13 protein-coding genes, 1 tRNA gene and 1 other RNA gene are annotated in these 15,642 nt (G+C 52.2%); 12 read left to right on the top strand and 3 right to left on the bottom strand.

What is annotated here, in order from left to right:
• The first annotated feature begins 1 nt into the window (after window position 1).
• Window positions 2-340: a phenylpyruvate tautomerase MIF-related protein gene (locus SRBAKS_RS04950; protein ID WP_229594256.1), complete on the top strand. Its 339-nt coding sequence runs from the start codon at window positions 2-4 to the stop codon at window positions 338-340.
• Window positions 341-397: 57 nt separating this feature from the next.
• Here the strand turns inward: SRBAKS_RS04950 and SRBAKS_RS04945 are convergent, their stop codons facing one another.
• Window positions 398-2,383, bottom strand: a complete 1,986-nt coding sequence (locus SRBAKS_RS04945) for a peptidase U32 family protein (RefSeq protein WP_229594254.1) — start codon at window positions 2,381-2,383, stop codon at window positions 398-400.
• 11 nt (window positions 2,384-2,394) lie between these two features.
• Between SRBAKS_RS04945 and SRBAKS_RS04940 the strand changes: the two genes are divergently transcribed.
• From SRBAKS_RS04940 to SRBAKS_RS04925, 4 genes are all read left to right on the top strand, one after another.
• The gene (locus SRBAKS_RS04940; protein ID WP_229594252.1) at window positions 2,395-3,180 is read left to right on the top strand and encodes an iron-sulfur cluster-binding protein; all 786 of its coding nucleotides are present in this window, start codon (window positions 2,395-2,397) and stop codon (window positions 3,178-3,180) included.
• A 12-nt stretch (window positions 3,181-3,192) separates the two neighbouring features.
• The gene (locus tag SRBAKS_RS04935; protein WP_229594250.1) at window positions 3,193-4,110 is read left to right on the top strand and encodes a dihydroorotate dehydrogenase; all 918 of its coding nucleotides are present in this window, start codon (window positions 3,193-3,195) and stop codon (window positions 4,108-4,110) included.
• Window positions 4,111-4,174: 64 nt separating this feature from the next.
• Window positions 4,175-4,266 (top strand) — tRNA-Ser (locus tag SRBAKS_RS04930).
• Window positions 4,267-5,157: 891 nt separating this feature from the next.
• A complete protein-coding gene (locus SRBAKS_RS04925) occupies window positions 5,158-8,376 on the top strand; it encodes a response regulator (protein WP_229594248.1) in 3,219 nt (1,072 codons plus the stop codon).
• 71 nt (window positions 8,377-8,447) lie between these two features.
• Here the strand turns inward: SRBAKS_RS04925 and ffs are convergent.
• Window positions 8,448-8,541, bottom strand: an RNA gene (gene ffs, locus SRBAKS_RS04920) — signal recognition particle sRNA small type.
• Between the two features lie 160 nt (window positions 8,542-8,701).
• On the opposite strand from ffs, the gene arsS reads away from it, so the two are divergent.
• Together arsS and SRBAKS_RS04910 are read left to right on the top strand one after the other, a co-directional pair.
• The gene (gene arsS, locus SRBAKS_RS04915; RefSeq protein ID WP_229594246.1) at window positions 8,702-9,646 is read left to right on the top strand and encodes an arsenosugar biosynthesis radical SAM (seleno)protein ArsS; all 945 of its coding nucleotides are present in this window, start codon (window positions 8,702-8,704) and stop codon (window positions 9,644-9,646) included.
• Between the two features lie 173 nt (window positions 9,647-9,819).
• The gene (locus tag SRBAKS_RS04910) at window positions 9,820-10,560 is read left to right on the top strand and encodes a DUF4198 domain-containing protein (protein WP_229594244.1); all 741 of its coding nucleotides are present in this window, start codon (window positions 9,820-9,822) and stop codon (window positions 10,558-10,560) included.
• 2 nt (window positions 10,561-10,562) lie between these two features.
• On the opposite strand, the gene SRBAKS_RS04905 is transcribed toward SRBAKS_RS04910, so the two are convergent.
• Window positions 10,563-11,021, bottom strand: a complete 459-nt coding sequence (locus tag SRBAKS_RS04905; RefSeq protein WP_229594242.1) for a hypothetical protein — start codon at window positions 11,019-11,021, stop codon at window positions 10,563-10,565.
• A 310-nt stretch (window positions 11,022-11,331) separates the two neighbouring features.
• Here SRBAKS_RS04905 and SRBAKS_RS04900 point away from each other — a divergent pair, with 310 nt between their 5' ends.
• From SRBAKS_RS04900 to SRBAKS_RS04880, 5 genes are all read left to right on the top strand, one after another.
• Window positions 11,332-12,507: an OmpP1/FadL family transporter gene (locus SRBAKS_RS04900; protein ID WP_283816527.1), complete on the top strand. Its 1,176-nt coding sequence runs from the start codon at window positions 11,332-11,334 to the stop codon at window positions 12,505-12,507.
• A 110-nt stretch (window positions 12,508-12,617) separates the two neighbouring features.
• Window positions 12,618-13,355 (top strand): energy-coupling factor ABC transporter ATP-binding protein, encoded by a 738-nt coding sequence (locus SRBAKS_RS04895; protein ID WP_229594238.1) that lies wholly within the window; start codon window positions 12,618-12,620, stop codon window positions 13,353-13,355.
• Window positions 13,337-14,065 (top strand): CbiQ family ECF transporter T component, encoded by a 729-nt coding sequence (locus tag SRBAKS_RS04890; protein ID WP_229594236.1) that lies wholly within the window; start codon window positions 13,337-13,339, stop codon window positions 14,063-14,065. The genes SRBAKS_RS04895 and SRBAKS_RS04890 overlap by 19 nt, the downstream gene beginning before the upstream one ends.
• Window positions 14,066-14,175: 110 nt before the next feature.
• Entirely contained in the window at window positions 14,176-15,003 is an 828-nt protein-coding gene (locus tag SRBAKS_RS04885) for a rhodanese-like domain-containing protein (protein WP_229594234.1), read from the top strand.
• A gap of 12 nt (window positions 15,004-15,015) precedes the next feature.
• Entirely contained in the window at window positions 15,016-15,642 is a 627-nt protein-coding gene (locus SRBAKS_RS04880; protein WP_229594232.1) for a flagellar brake protein, read from the top strand.

The raw sequence follows: 15,642 nt of genomic DNA, 5'->3' as shown, positions 1-15,642 counted from the left end.
CATGCCGTTCATCAAGGTTGAGACCAATATCAGTGTTGATGATGTGGAAGGGGCAAGCAGGAAGTTGTCTGCACTGGCCGTTCGTTTGCTGGGAAAGCCCGAACAATACGTGTTGGCCATTATGGAGCCTGATAAAGCCCTGCTTTTCGGCGGGACTGCCGACCCGGCAGCCTTTGTCTCTCTCAATTCAATCGGGTTGCCAGAGGATCGCACTACGGAGCTTTCCCAAGGCATTTGTTCATTCATGCAAGAGATATTCGGTATTCCGGGCGAACGCGTATATATCGCGTTCCAGGATATTCAACGGAATATGTTCGGGTGGAACTCCGGGACGTTCTAGAGACTGGGTGCTGACTGAAATAACAGAGCCGGATACATGTATCCGGCTCTTTCTTCTTTATAGCAGTTGGAGATTCCAGTTGAAGTCACTGGTCCGCTTCGGGCGGGGCACATCTTTGGGCCATGGCTCTCGTATGGTGATGAATGTCTTGATGCCCAACCGTTCAAGTTTCTTGTATTCCTTGGTCAGGTCCAGCTCCCACCCCGGATAAATCCAGTTGTTCTGACCATGCTGTCTGACAAAGGCGACTTCGTGCATGGGACTCTTTATGGGCTGATCAAACCGTACGGCTTCGGACTGGAATCGGGCAATGCCGAAGGGCCACAACCCCTTGACGATGAACGCAAGCTGAAGGGGCGGATTCTGCGCCAGTTCGTAGATGTCCTCATAGGGAAGCTCCGGGCTGATGATCGCGGAAGAGCATCCGAGATCCCTGAGCACACCAAGCGCCAGACGGTTCGCGGCATTGCAAAATGGGCCGGCGACCAGCGTGGAGCTTTTGCGGTCCTCGAAATAGGCGGCTTGCCAGGGGGCGTTTATGACAAACTCTCTGGCCCCTTTCTTGACCGCTTCCTTGATCAGTGAACGGTACTTCTTGTCCTCATCAGGCCAGATGACAGGCGGCAGCCACCACTGTGAGCGCACAACGGCGTTGCTCGGCACCTTGCTGATCGTGGCTTTTTCCAGCCAGAAGGCGGAGCGGTCGAAAATACGGCCTTTGGGAGGCTGACGGAACAGGGTAATGGACTCGGACCGCTGCGTTTTCTTGCGCGGAGCCGCTTTGGGCCATGTCGGAGTAAAGTGCGACTCTTTGGCTTCGGGTGCCGGGAACATGTCCAACTCGCTGTTCAACCCTTTGATAAGTTTGGACAGCTCCGGTTCTCGACGATCAACCAGAAAGACCTTTGTGCCGGAGGGCAGGGGCGGCCCGGATTGTCCCTTGAAAAGGGGAATATCCATCCGGCCACGTTTGGGCACCCTGCGACGAATGGGAAAAGTGCAGTGACCAGGTTGATCTTCGTATCCGACGCGGATCAGATCGCCGGGATGAAGCGGTTCACGGGGTTGGAAAAACCGTTTTCTCTGGTCGAGTTTGATCTCGCCAACAAGTCTGCCGGAGCTGGTCTCTCCATCCTTCGGAATGGGCTGGAAAGCGCGTTGCGGCAGAAATGTGGAGTGACTTGTCGGACGACCAAGGGCCTGCTCCAGCAGGTCCACGGCAACTTTCTTGGCTTTGGGGTCCTGTGGATTGTCGCGGAGAATCTGGTAGGCCTTGACCGTGTAGAAGACGTAATGAGGGCCTTTTTTTCGACCTTCGATTTTCCAGGCCGCGACTTTTGGCATGGAGAGCAGGGGTTTTGTGAGCACGTCCAGGGAGAGATCGTTACAGGAGAACAATCGCTCAGGGCGTTGCTTCTGCTGGGTGTACAGACGGCGGCAGGGCTGAACGCAGCGACCGCGCAGGCCCGACTTGCCGCCCAGATAGCTGGACCAGTAGCAGCGACCGGACACGCAGTGGCAGAGTGCGCCATGCACGAAAATTTCGAGGTCGAGATCCTTGGGGCATGCTTCGGCCATGAGCTTGACCTCATCGAGATTCAGCTCGCGGGGAACAACCACACGGCTGGCGCCGAGCTTCTTGGCCAGGGCCAGTCCGGCGGGGTGGCTTACGTTGGCCAGGGTGGAGAGGTGAAGCTCTCCTTGAAATCCAGCCTGTTTTGCCAGGGTGAGCATTGCCAGGTCCTGCACGATGAGGGCGTAGGGCTTGACGGTTTTCTGCAAACGGTCAATAAGGCGGCCTGCGGATTCAGGGTCCTTTGGTTTGACCAGCGTGTTCATGGCGACGTAGGTCTTGGTACCATGGTCCCGTCCCAGGCTTGCCAGTTGTGCAAGCTCACTGATAGAGAAGTTCTTGGCCTGCATGCGCGCTGAAAAATGTTTCAGTCCCAGATAGACAGCATCCGCGCCGGCGGCCACTGCCGCCAGATAGGATTGTTTGTCTCCAGCAGGAGCCATGATTTCAGGAATGTGTTTTTTACTCATAAGGTGTCTATATGTCCTTGAGGAATTGTCGTATTGTCAAGGTATTGGAAGTTTCCCCGGTCGGTCAATCAAATTCGGCTGGTGATTTTTTCGAGCTGAAGTTGGAGTACCCGGACTGGGATGGGTGGAAGCCCGGCCAGTTTGTCATGATCCGCCCCACCAATTGGGAGTTGGATATGCTCTGGGGCCGCCCCTTTTCCATCTGTTCTGCGGATGGCACATCCCTGACCCTGTTTATCCAGAGTGTGGGCCGTGGCACAAGTCGTATCGCCAAGCTTGTCCCTGGTGACGAGGTCACTGTGTGGGGGCCGCTCGGCAATAATCTCGCCGTAGAGCCGGATACGCCGACCCTGCTGCTTGCCGGGGGCATCGGCATCGCACCTTTTTGCGGTTATGTCGAGCAACATTCCGCACCCGAAAACCTCAAACTTTTCCTGGCTCATCGTTTACCGCTGGAATGTTACCCCTATGAAGCCCTCTGTGGCAAGGTCGACGGGCAATCAATGATTGACCGGAAACCGGAAGACCTGAAGGCCATCATCGCTACGCTCAAGGATCTCATTCGTGAGTACGCCGAGCAGGACGGGCTGATACTGTGCTGCGGTCCTACGCCGTTCATGAAGACAGTGCAGACATTTGCCAATGAGTTCGGTGCGCGGGCGCAGGTGTCTCTGGAAAACCGTATGGCCTGCGGTGTGGGAGCGTGTCTCGGCTGTGTGACCAAAGATGGTGAAGGGCATCATGTGCAGGTGTGTACGCGCGGCCCGGTGTTCTGGACAGACAAAGTGGAATTGTAGGGAGCGTAACTGATGGATATGAACGTTTCATTGAATGGCCTGGAGTTGAAGAATCCGGTCATGACCGCATCCGGGACCTTTGGTTTCGGGTTGGAATTTGCGCCCTACGGCGATCTTGAGCAGCTCGGCGGACTCGTGGCCAAAGGCATCTCTTTAAAGCCGCGAGAGGGCAACCCCATGCCCCGTATCGCCGAGACCCCGTGTGGCATGCTCAATGCCATCGGCATCCAGAATCCCGGGGTGGAGGACTTTGTCACCAAGGCCTTGCCCGCCCTCAAGAACAGGGACGTGGCTGTGCTTGCCAATTTGTACGCGTGTGACGCCGAGGAATTCGGTGAGTTGGCTGCTGTGCTGGCCGACGAAGACGGTATCGCTGCCCTTGAAGTCAATGTGTCGTGTCCCAATGTCAAAGAGGGCGGTATCGCCTTTGGACAGGACCCGGCGCAGATTACCAGGGTCACCGAAGCCGTGAAGAAAAAAGCGCCGGGCAAGCATGTCATGGTCAAACTGTCGCCCAACGTGACAGACATCGCCGTCTGCGCCAAGGCCGCGGCCGAAGGTGGCGCCGACTCCCTGTCGCTCATCAATACGCTCTCAGGCATGGCCGTGGATGTCCGTAAACGGGCGCCTCGCATTGCCAACGTCATCGCCGGACTGTCCGGCCCGGCTATTAAGCCCGTGGCGCTTCGTTGCGTGTATCAGGCCGTGCAGGCTGTGGATATCCCGGTGGTGGGCATGGGGGGCATTGCCTCTGCTGAAGACGCCCTGGAGTTCATTCTGGTGGGCGCCCATGCCGTGCAGGTGGGGACTGCCAATTTCCTGCGTCCTGACTTCGCTTTTGGTCTGGCAAAGGAGATGGAATCCCTGCTGAAATCAATCGGTGCGACCAGTCTGGAAGAGTTTCGCGGAAGTCTTCAGCTTCCTTTATGAAAAAGTCGCAACTTTTTCCTTGCCAAGGCACACCATATTAGGTAGTTACTGCCTTCGCAAACGCGGAGAGGTGTCCGAGTCCGGCTTAAGGAGCACGCCTGGAAAGCGTGTAACGGGGTAACTCGTTCGGAGGTTCGAATCCTCTCCTCTCCGCCACGATAAATAAAGGCTTACGTGAATTTCACGTAAGCCTTCTTTTTTGCGTAATGGGGTTTGAGTCCCTTTTTGGGGGACCCAGAAGAGGTCGTTATTCTGATACTGCATTTGCCGCAGATCGTTGTCTTTCGACAGTCTGCCCCTAGAACATCCAGCGCAGGGTGCCGGTCAACAGGTTAACCGTGGAGTTGCTACTGGTATAAATGGCATAGGAACCGGCGCCCCCTCCCCCTGGCCGAGATGGTGCCCGAGTTGGTCAGCGTGGAGAGCAGACAGCGGGGGGCGAAAGGGGCAGACATCGTTTATCATCTGAAGAAAAGACGAACATGGAATTCTCCGGGACGAGGTTCAATGGGGAAATCCGGGCAGCTGCTTCAAGCTGCGTGATAAACAGATTAAGCTGATCCATAGACAATAGTTATCAACTGCATAGATAGAGTAAATACAGATGTAGATGCGGCGATTTTTACGGAGCTGTTGAAGTTGTTGAATAGAACTGTGTGTGTTTTGCAACTCATAGGGCAGAGCAGGGCCTATGGATTCCTCCTCCTGAACCGAGGTGTGTTATAAAGTGAAATAATAGTCGACCGAGGGGAGCGGTTTGGGTACAGTTACTGTAAGTTGTCAGGTATGATTGTGTTATTTATACGGTACGTTGATGGCCTGTTGTACAAATGTTCTGTGAATTGAAAACACTGAATAAAGGTTTTTTTAATAATGGTATTTTCAGGCAAATCGAGAAGGAAACGATCTCTTGTACGGCATGTGACGTTCAGCTTGATAGCTGTCGTCATCCTTTCTTCGATTACGATTTCATTCATTGTTTCCCTTCTGTTATATCAAAGACTTGAATCGCAGTTCGAGCAGCGGTCCAACGAAGCCCTATCGCATTTGTCCAATTCTCTTGAGTCGTACCTCTGGCATATGGAGGAGGAGTCAGTCGTCAGCCTGTGTGAAACATACACGACGATTGACATCGTGTCGTATATCAACGTTTCAGACCATCGAGGGAACACGATCTTTCGGTATGGCAACATCTTTGAAGGAGAGACGCTCGTCAAAGAGCGGGAAGTCCGCTATGAGAATATCGAGGTCGGTCTTGTTCGATTGGGCTTTAATCCGACTGTTTTCAAGGAAAAAGTATTTCACACGACAACCATCAGTTTTATCGCCTTGCTTTCTCTCGTGGTTGTTCTCGGTGTTTTCACCAAGTCCATTTTACGACGAAATCTGCTCATACCTTTTGGCAGGCTTATTGAGCGCATTGAGGATATTTCAGCCGGGAAGTATTCTGAACAGAACGATGTTGAAAATATGCTGGAAATCGAACAGATTTTGTCCAAGTTCAACGAGATGGCGGAACAGGTTCAATTGCGCGAAAAAGAGCTCAAGCAAAGCGAAGAACAGTATCGTCGACTCTTTGAGACCAGTATCGAAGGTGTCATCGTTCTTGATGCCGATATGAATATCTCTATGGCCAACCAGATTCTGGCTGACATGTTCGGGTATACCAAGGAAGAAATCATTGGCAAACCGGTGTCGAGCCTGATGCATCCCGACGATTTGGAAGAGCATGAAAAAGAGATGGAGAAACGGCGCGCAGGATATGCCTCCCAATATGAACGAAAGATGGTGCGTAAGGACTCCAGTGTGCTGTGGGCCATTGTTTCCTCAAGTCCCATGCTGTCCGAGAACGGCGAGTATCTGGGGTCTTTTGGAATGATTACGAATATTTCCGACCTGCGCACCGCCCAGGCAGAACTCAAGTTGGCCTATGATGTGATGGAGCAGCGGGTCATTGAGCGCACGGATGAGTTGAACAAGATGAATCGCCTGCTTACCTCGGAAATTCATATTCGGAAGCAGACTGAGAAAGAGATTATTGAAGCCAAGGAAGCGGCTGAACAGGCGACCAAGGCCAAGAGCGAGTTTCTGGCCAATATGAGTCATGAAATCCGCACCCCGATGAATGCAATCATCGGCATGACGCATCTGGCCAAAATGACGGAACTGACAGTGGCGCAGCAGGATTATCTGGAGAAGATTGATATCTCGGCGCGTTCCCTGCTTGGCATCATCAACGATATTCTGGATATGTCCAAGATTGAAGCCGGTATGTTGAGTGTCGAAGCGGTCGGCTTCAAGCTTGATCAGGTGCTGGAGCAGCTGGCAACGATCGTTTCTCCCAGAGCCAATGAGAAGAAACTCGAGTTTCTCATTAATGTCGCCGACAATGTGCCACCCGCCGTTGTTGGTGACTCCATGCGGCTTTCGCAGATTCTGATCAACCTGTGCAACAATGCCGTAAAATTTACCGAGAGCGGCTCCGTTGTCGTATCAATTCATATTGTCGAGAAGACCGACAAGGACGTGAAGTTGCGGTTTGCTGTCAAGGACGAGGGGATCGGCATCCAGTCCGATAAGATCGGTGATCTCTTTCAGCCATTTACTCAAGCGGACGCCTCCACGACGCGCAAGTATGGCGGGACCGGTCTCGGTCTGAATCTCTGTAATCAACTGGTCTCGCTCATGGGTGGTGAGATTGGCGCAGAGAGTGAATTTGGCAAAGGGAGCCTGTTCTGGTTTGAGGTGACGTTCCCCATTCATTACGAGCAGGACCCGCATGCACAGTTGCCGGAAGATTTACGCGGTCTGTCCGTGCTTGTGGTGGATGATAATTCGACTTCGCGGATTATCCTGAAAGGCATGCTTGAACACATGGGGTTGAAGGTCGATCTGGCAACATCCGGTAGGGAAGCCCTCGAACTCCTGCGCACCATGCCAGTGGAGAGCGCCTATAAATTGCTGATCATTGATTGGCGTATGCCCGGTATGGATGGTTTGCAGACAGCGAGCACGATCCTCTCCGACGCCAACATCAAGGTCAAACCTCCCATGTTCATGGTCTCTGCCTATGGCAACGCGACGTTGGTCAAGAAGACGACCGATTTGGGATTCAAGGGACTTTTATTCAAACCGGTCAATCAATCGTTTTTGTTCAATCTTGTGGTGGAAACGCTTGGCAAGGGGCTGGTTACCAAGGGCGAAAGGCAGCATCTGGATGCAAACACCAGTACCCTGAATGGGGCGCAAGTGCTGTTGGTGGAAGACAACGCCATCAACAGGCAGGTGGTGCAGGAAATTCTTGCTTCAGTGGGGGTGAATGTCGCGGAGGTCGAGAACGGGCAGGAAGCCCTGGATTATCTGGACGAGAATGACGTTGATCTGGTGCTGATGGATATCCAGATGCCGGTTATGGACGGCCACAGGGCCGCTTCGCTGATCAGGAAACAAAGCCGATTTAACAATTTGCCCATCATTGCCATGACAGCGCATGCCATGGTGGAAGATGTTGAAAAGAGCAAGGCCAACGGTATGAACGGTCATATTGCCAAGCCTTTCGATCCTGATGATCTCTTTGCAGTCCTGTTGCAGTGGATCAAGCCGCATCGGGTCTCTGTTCAGCCGCAAGAGAAGGAAGAGAGCAATTCGGGAAGCAGCAGCGGCTCCATTGACAGCATGCAGGGTATCGATGTTGAGTTGGGGCTGCGCAGAGCTCGTGGAAACGAGAAGTTATATAAGAATCTTCTTTTGTTGTTGGATGAAAAATACGCCGAAGCTGCAGATGATATCGCGAAAGCACTGGCCGAGGGACGAACGGAAGACGGTATAGGGCTGGCCCATTCGGTCAAGGGCACCTCTGGTATGTTGGGAGCCATGGAATTGTTCGAAGCGGCAGGGCATCTCGAAAACGTGCTGGATGAGCAGGCTGAGGACGAAATCGAGTCCGCTCTGGAGCGGTTCACTCGTGAACTGGACATTGTCATTGAGAGCATCTCTGTGCTCAAGGAGGCCAGTCGGGGTGAAAGAGTTCTCCGGCAGGGGCAGGTATCGGATCTTGCTGATTTGCACCATGTTATAGAAGCCCTCAAGGATCCCTTGTCTCAGGGGGCGCCGGTTGACTGTCGCGCCGGAGCTGAAAAGGTGAAGGAACTCGTTTGGCCCGATTCCGTGCATACTGAGCTTGAACACATGCTCAAGCTGATTGCCGAGTATGATTTCAAGAAAGCTCTGGCCGTGTTGGAAGATGTGGAGAAAGCGCTCGGCTGACATCCAGCCCGCTGAACAGGGCAACCACAAGGTGTTTAATAGAAAAGGCGCGTTCAATTTTGAACGCGCCTTTGAGTGGAAACCGGACACCCGGCAGCAACTATTACCGCTGCTTCCTTTCGGACCTGACGGGGTTCACAGCGCAACCGCCATCCGGCTTCCCTCCTTACGGGAATGGTTCTCCTACATCGTTGATCATGGTTCGTCAACTCTTCAGTACAATCAAGTGAAAAAGTTGAATGTAACTTTTGGAGTATGAATATTGCGTCTGTGCGCATATGAGGCTATTCGGTTTGCTCATACGTTACCATAACGAGGAAGTTTCATGAATACATTTGATACGAAGATCGGTGGCAAGCTGAAGGCAGCGGACCTTGGCATTCTGCAGGTTAATGTCGGGCTTAAATGCAATCAGTCCTGTGTGCACTGCCATCTGGAGTGTTCTCCATTTCGGGAAGAAATCATGTCAGCCGAGACCATGGATCGCATTGTGGCTCTTGCCGATTCAATCAACCCGCAGATGGTGGACATCACCGGGGGCGCGCCGGAGCTCAACCCGAATCTCAAGGACTTCATTTTCAAACTCAAGCAGTCGGGGCAGATGGTACAGGTCAGGACGAATCTGTCTGCCATGGAAGAACCCGGTCTGACGGATTTTCCACAGTTCTTTGCCGATAATGCCATAGGCCTTGTGGCTTCCATGCCCTGTTATTTGGAAGAAAATGTGACTAAAATGCGTGGTGACGGTTGTTTCAGCAGCAGTATCAAGATGCTCAAGAAGCTCAATGAATTGGGATATGGGACTCGTGACGGGTTGACGCTCGATCTGGTCTTCAATCCGGGAGGGCCAAGTCTGCCGCCAGGTCAGGAGTGTCTGGAGCAGGCCTATAAAAAAGAGATGTTGGAACGGTATTCGATTGTCTTCAATCGTCTGCTGACCATTACCAATCTTCCCATTGGCCGGTATATGGAAGAGCTGCAGGAGCTTGGGCAGGCTGATGAATACATGGACCTGCTGGTGCAATCCTTCAATCCGGCAACTGTCGAGGGCCTGATGTGTCGGCATCAGGTGAATATCGGTTGGGATGGTCAACTGTATGATTGCGATTTCAATCAGGCGTTGCGTTTACCCACCGAGCAGGCAGCTCCGGGAAAACTGGATGAATTTGATATGGAGAAGATGGTACACAGGTACGTGGTCACCGGTCCTCACTGCTTTGGGTGTACAGCCGGAGCCGGATCGAGCTGTGGTGGCGCCATCGAGTCCTAGCCAGAAGATACTATGCTCTTTAAAGACGCGCTATGGCGCGTCTTTTTTTTTGCTTGCCTGCACATGAAATTATAAAATCAACTTGACGTGTGTTACTGTTTTGATATTGATATGCATCAACTATGTATCAATGATTTAGAAGTATGTTCTCAAACTCGCAAGGGGAATCAAAAATGAAAAAATGCTTGTTAACGGGCTTGTTTGTCTTGTTGATGGTCTCTGCTGCTTTTGCCCATTTCGGAATGATTATTCCTGATACGGATATGGTTACACAAGAGAAGAAGAGCGTGGACATGGTCCTGTCTTTTTCTCATCCATTCGAAATGGTGGGGATGACACTTGAAAAGCCCGAAGCCTTCTTTGTAGTCATTGATAATGACAAGCGCGAGGATTTGCTCGGTACCCTGCAGGCAACCAAAGTCATGGGCAATCAGGCTTGGAGTACATCATACACCCCCAAACGGCCTGGACTGTACGGCTTTGTTTTCAATCCGGTTCCCTACAAGGAAGATGCCGAGAACAACTACATTCGTCATATCACCAAAGTCGTGATCGATGCATATGGGGAAGGCGAGGAGTGGAACACGCCCGTGGGACTGGAAACAGAAATCGTTCCGCTTACACGTCCTTTTGGTAACTATGCAGGTAACGTGTTTCAGGGAATCGTGCTGCTCAATGGCAAGCCCGCTCCCTATACTCGGGTGGAAGTGGAATACTACAATAAAGACAAGAAGCGTTCGGCTCCCACGGACCGTATGGTCACTCAGGAAGTCATCGCTGACGGACAGGGTGTTTTCACCTTTGTCTGCCCCTGGAAAGGCTGGTGGGGATTTGCCGGTCTGAATACTGCTGAAAAACCCTATAAGGGCCGTGAGCTTGAACTCGGTGCCGTTATCTGGGTGGAAATGAGATAAGATCAGTCTAACTGTTTGCGCTCGGCCACAGTCCCGCTTGAACTGTTGGCCATGCGCAGCAGGATGGGCGTAACGAATTCATCCGGGAAAGCCCCGAAGGTTGCGCCTATGTAAGCCCCCATGATGGAGCCAATGATCAGGTTGGCTCCATCCGGGCTGATCATCACCTGGAGCAGGGTTCCTATCAGCGCTCCAAGAAAAGCCCCCATCATCCATCCGTCATTGTTCACCCCTCGGTAGGGCTTCATTCCCCGAGAGGTACGGACAAGGTCTTTGATGAAAAAGCCGGTGAATCCTCCGAGGAATGCTGCCAGCAGGGTCAGCATCATGCCGGGAAACGCTGTGTGCAGCGTAAATCCGTTCCGTACACTGCCCTCGACAATTCCGGTCAACCCGCCGACGACCAGAGTGCCGTGGAAACTCTTTTCCTTGATATCCAGTCTCGGTATGATGTCGTTCATGGGTTCTCCTTATGGGAAGTTCTTTCCCCGTGCATTGCGACTCTTCGAGTGATGCCAGAATTGTGCCGTTTGAAGGCAGGGTCAGTTGGATTCTGCGGACGCTTTCTCAAGAGGATGAAAGCAAATTAAAACAAGTGTTTGATATTGTTTTTGTGTTTGATATTTTTTCCCCCGTTAGGTATGGAATTCCTGCTTGTGCAAAAAATAACATCAATGTTATCGGGACGGACTGCTTCCGTCATATCTGGGAGGGTGCCGTTACATTGTAAGACCGCTGTCGATGGTGTTGACAGCAGCCTAAGGGGGAAGGATGAAACGTGCATCCATCGTGTTTATTTTCAGTCTATTCGTTTGTCTGTTGACGTCAGTAACGACGGTTCAGGCAGGCGGATTTTCTCTTTATGAGTGGAGTAATAAAAGTGTTGGTATGGGTACCGTTGGGTATGCCATTGCGCTTGATCCCTCAGTGATCGCCACCAACCCGGCACTCATGACCGATCTCGAAGGAAGCCAGGCCATGGCCGGTGCCGTGTTTATTGCGCCAAGAACCGACATCACCATCAATGGTGAAACCGAGTCCTTGAAATCCAATACGTTCATGGTCCCGCATGCCTATTTCACGCATCAATTAAATGATGTCGCATGGTTTGGTATCGGTATGTTCACTCGTTTTGGTCTTGGCATCGAATACAATGACGACTTCATGGCCGGCTGGGAAGCCCAGAAGGTGAAGTTGACGACGACTTCCATTAACCCGAGCGTCGCATTTCAGTTGACCGATGAATTGTCTGTGGGTGGTGGCGTTGAACTCGTGCTTGGTGACTTTGAGCATGAGTTTATTCGTGGTGCCGGATTCAAAATTGATGCAGAGGGATACGCATTCAGTGGAAACCTGGGGGCCAAGTACCAGTTTACAGATGAACTGAGCGCTGGGCTTTCTGCAAGACTGCCGTTGAGTTTCCATGGTAATGGTAATGTGACTGGTGGCGCCAATGGCGATATAGACGTGTATGCTGACCTGCCAGCCAGTATCACTCTCGGCCTTGGTTTCCAGCCTACTGAGGACTGGACTTTCGAGTTCGATGTAGTTCACACTCGCTGGGATTCATTGAAGACCCTTGACTATGAAGGGACTATCAACAGCAAGTCCAAATTCTATTACAAGAACACCTGGCGTCTGCAGGCTGGCGCTGAATACGCCGCTCTGGATTGGCTTGATCTGCGTGCCGGCGTTGTCTGGGATCAGACTCCCATTCGCCAAGAGCATGCCTCTGTTCTTCTGCCGTCCAATGACCGCCTTATGTTTTCCACCGGTCTGGGATTCCATGGAGAGCAATGGTTTGTCGATACGTCGTTCATGTATATTATGGTCAGAGATCGTTATGGCGTGAATGTTGAGACATCCCCCGCAGGCGCTGTGGCCAACGCCGACTTTACCGGCGGTACAACCTACGTCGGTGGTGTGAACGCTGGTTTCACTTTCTAGAAAAGCACGCTTCCTGATTATCCGGCCCCTGCCTAACGGCAGGGGCCTTTTTTATGTCCGAAGTTGACAGCCCAATCTCTATGAGAGAGTGTTTTTACGCGAGGAAAATAATGATCAAATTGAACGCACTTTCATTTTCATATGCCGCTGGTTGTGATGCCTTGTCCTGTATTACGATGTCTGTTTCCAAGGGAGTGACCCAGGGGCTTGTCGGCGCCAATGGAAGCGGTAAATCCACCCTGTTGGGGCTTATTGCCGGACTGTATTCCCCCACTGAAGGGACACTGGTCGTGGCTGATAGGAAGAATCCCGGCCAGGAGAAATCCATACGATGGGTGTGTCGGCTGGTCATGCAGGACGCTGATCTGCAGATCCTTGGCGGCACGGTGGAAGAAGACCTCCTGTTGGGCCGCAAACGTACCGAGGAAGCCATTCAGGCTGCACGGGTGATGGCGGAACGGTTCAACCTGCTCAAAGCATGGGAGACGCCGGTACAGACGTTGTCCTGGGGGATGAAGCGGAAACTCTGTCTGGCCGCAGCGTTACTCGACAATCCTCGAATTCTCCTTTTGGACGAGCCGTTCAGTGGGCTTGATTATGCCGGTGTCCGCGAAATGCGTGCAATTATTCGTGAGAATGCAAAGGCCGGATTGACGCAGGTTATTTCTTCCCATGATCTGGAGAGTTTTGTTGATCTCGTGGACGACCTCACAGTGTTGGATGGGGGCAAACTCGTGTTGTCCGGACCGCCTGTAAATATCCTCGATCAGGTGCGAGCGCATGGTGTCAGGCCTCCTTCATCCTGGCTGACCACCGGGACCATTGTTTCATGGGATACGGCAGAATAATGTTTTCTCTGGCCGCCTATGCCCGTAGTCTGGACCCCCGCTTGAAAATGGTGACGGCGCTGGTTCTAGGACCCTGCTTGTGGAAAATCCATGTCCTTGGTGTGCTGGTGTGCTGTCTGTTGCTGCTTGCTCTCGCATGGCGACTGTCGCTTGCCCGTCCTCTTGGGTTGAAGATGCTGAACAGCCTGACTCTTTTTGTCATGTTCTGGGTGCTGATGAAGATTGTGCTGGACGGTTTGACCGGTGTGCCGGTCGAGTTTGTGGTCAGGGATGCGCTTGAATTGGGTGCTCGACTTGTCGCCTTGCTCGCTCTCGGACTGTCTTTGTCTTTGTCCACCTCTCCACGGGCACTGGGGTTGGCCGTGGCCTGGGCCATTCGTCCTCTGGTCGGCAAGGAACGCGCCTGGCGGCTGGCTTTGGCCTTGGCGCTCATGATTCATTTTCTGCCTACCTGCCTTGCAACCATGGCTGAAGTTCGTGAAGTGGCCAAACGACGTTGTCCCGACCTGGGATTCATGGGCCGTTTCCGCACGGTTCCGCAAGCCGTTATTCGCAATCTGGGACAAAAGACATGGAATCAGACTCTGGCCGTGGCCGGAAGGCGATTGGATGAGCCTTCGGCGTGGGAATCGGATTTCGTGTGGACCGTGCAGGACACGATTTCTTCTCTGGTTTTTCTGACCGTCATTATTCTTCTCTTTATCCTCTAGTATTCACGTCTGTATTGACGCGGTCTTGCGTCTTATTTTACTCTGCTTGTACTTGATTGGAAAAGGCTCTGAATGAGTCTGTCCTTTTCTCCTACGCAATAGAGGAATCAATGCCACAGATACAGATGCAGACTGCGGATCAGGTTCGTGCTTTTTTGGATGATAATAATCCTGAATCATTTACTCTTTTGGATGTCAGGCAGAAGTGGGAGTACGAGGGTGATCATATCCCCGGCGCCACGCTCATTCCCCTTGTCGAGCTGCCGGATCGTCTGCATGAGGTGGAACGGGACAAGCAGGTGATCGTCTACTGTGCGTCAGGCGGGCGCAGTATGGCCGCATCGAACCTCCTTGAAGGTGATGGGTTTCCCCATATCACGAATATGGTCGGCGGCATCATGAGCTGGAATGGGCTGATCTCGTTTGGTCCCATGGAGTTGGATCTCATTGGATTTACGGGCAAGGAGACCTCTGAGGAAGTCCTGCTCAAGGCCTACGCCATGGAGGCCAATCTCCAACAATTCTATCTTGAACGGGCAGATATGGCCGAGTCGCTTGAGCGCATAGAGTTGTTCATGGAGTTGGCTGGTTTTGAGGATCGTCACAAGGACACGTTGTTCGCTCTGTATACCAAAATCCTCGGTTCGGAAGTTGATCGGGATACATTCGAGAACGCAGCCCTTGAATCCAGAGGACTTGCCATTGAAGGGGGAATGGCGATCAGTGCGTTCCTCGATCGGTATCCTGATGCTTTTGATAATGATCAAGGCGTGTTGCAACTGGCTTCCATGATAGAAGCACAAGCATTGGATTATTATCTGCGGTGTGCTGTCAGGGCAGAGGACGAAGAGTCGCGGGTCGTTTTGAAAACGCTTGCGCGTGAAGAGAAAGCCCATCTCAAGGTGCTTGGCAAGTTCATGAATAAGCGGGATCAATAATCAGGAGTTCGTATGAATATCAAGCCTGGCACCCCCATGATAATGGAGTTTTCCAACAGGGAGCGGATGAATTGTCGTTACGTCGGGATGTCCAGGGATGAATTCATTCTGTTGAAGGTGCCTATGGTGCCGGGTATCAGAAATCGCCTGGCAGAAGGTCTGTTCCATCAGTTCAGATTCCTGAACGACGGCACCATCTATGGTTTTGGAGCGGATGTCCTTCAGTATCAGGCGTCGCCTGTATCGCTTGTTTTTCTTTCCTACCCCCACGAGTTCAGTGAGTATAACCTCCGCAACGAAGGGCGGGTGGAGTGTCGTTTTCCCGCTTCTCTCATGGTGGGCGATGACACTATACAAGGATTTATTGTTGATATGAGTACCCGTGGTTGCCGGTTTGTCTTTGAGGCTACCACTTCTCCGAAAATCGAGGATGACGCTCCTGTCATGGGTTTCTTTTCGACCATGGAAGGGACCAGGCAGTATGAGTTCAAAGGTACGGTCAAGACCCGTCAGATTCAGGACCAGGAAAAAGAACTCGGGATTCTCTTTAGCGGGGAGATACGATTGCCGGAAGGCATGAATGTCTTTTTTGAGTCCGAAGAGGGTGCTGAGACAGCTGCAATGTCTTCATCGAAGTAG

The organism is Pseudodesulfovibrio sediminis, assembly GCF_020886695.1.
Lineage (GTDB): Bacteria > Desulfobacterota > Desulfovibrionia > Desulfovibrionales > Desulfovibrionaceae > Pseudodesulfovibrio > Pseudodesulfovibrio sediminis.
Note: the sequence above shows the minus strand (reverse complement) of the source record. Positions and strands in the feature narration are given on the sequence as shown.

Bases quoted from the DNA above. Each gene is read 5' to 3' on its own strand.
- SRBAKS_RS04950 (WP_229594256.1), top strand. From the start codon at position 2: ATGCCGTTCATCAAGGTTGAGACCAATATCAGTGTTGATGATGTGGAA.
- SRBAKS_RS04945 (WP_229594254.1), bottom strand. From the start codon at position 2,383: ATGAGTAAAAAACACATTCCTGAAATCATGGCTCCTGCTGGAGACAAA.
- SRBAKS_RS04940 (WP_229594252.1), top strand. From the start codon at position 2,395: ATGTCCTTGAGGAATTGTCGTATTGTCAAGGTATTGGAAGTTTCCCCG.
- SRBAKS_RS04935 (WP_229594250.1), top strand. From the start codon at position 3,193: ATGGATATGAACGTTTCATTGAATGGCCTGGAGTTGAAGAATCCGGTC.
- arsS (WP_229594246.1), top strand. From the start codon at position 8,702: ATGAATACATTTGATACGAAGATCGGTGGCAAGCTGAAGGCAGCGGAC.
- SRBAKS_RS04910 (WP_229594244.1), top strand. From the start codon at position 9,820: ATGAAAAAATGCTTGTTAACGGGCTTGTTTGTCTTGTTGATGGTCTCT.
- SRBAKS_RS04905 (WP_229594242.1), bottom strand. From the start codon at position 11,021: ATGAACGACATCATACCGAGACTGGATATCAAGGAAAAGAGTTTCCAC.
- SRBAKS_RS04900 (WP_283816527.1), top strand. From the start codon at position 11,332: ATGAAACGTGCATCCATCGTGTTTATTTTCAGTCTATTCGTTTGTCTG.
- SRBAKS_RS04895 (WP_229594238.1), top strand. From the start codon at position 12,618: ATGATCAAATTGAACGCACTTTCATTTTCATATGCCGCTGGTTGTGAT.
- SRBAKS_RS04890 (WP_229594236.1), top strand. From the start codon at position 13,337: ATGGGATACGGCAGAATAATGTTTTCTCTGGCCGCCTATGCCCGTAGT.
- SRBAKS_RS04885 (WP_229594234.1), top strand. From the start codon at position 14,176: ATGCCACAGATACAGATGCAGACTGCGGATCAGGTTCGTGCTTTTTTG.
- SRBAKS_RS04880 (WP_229594232.1), top strand. From the start codon at position 15,016: ATGAATATCAAGCCTGGCACCCCCATGATAATGGAGTTTTCCAACAGG.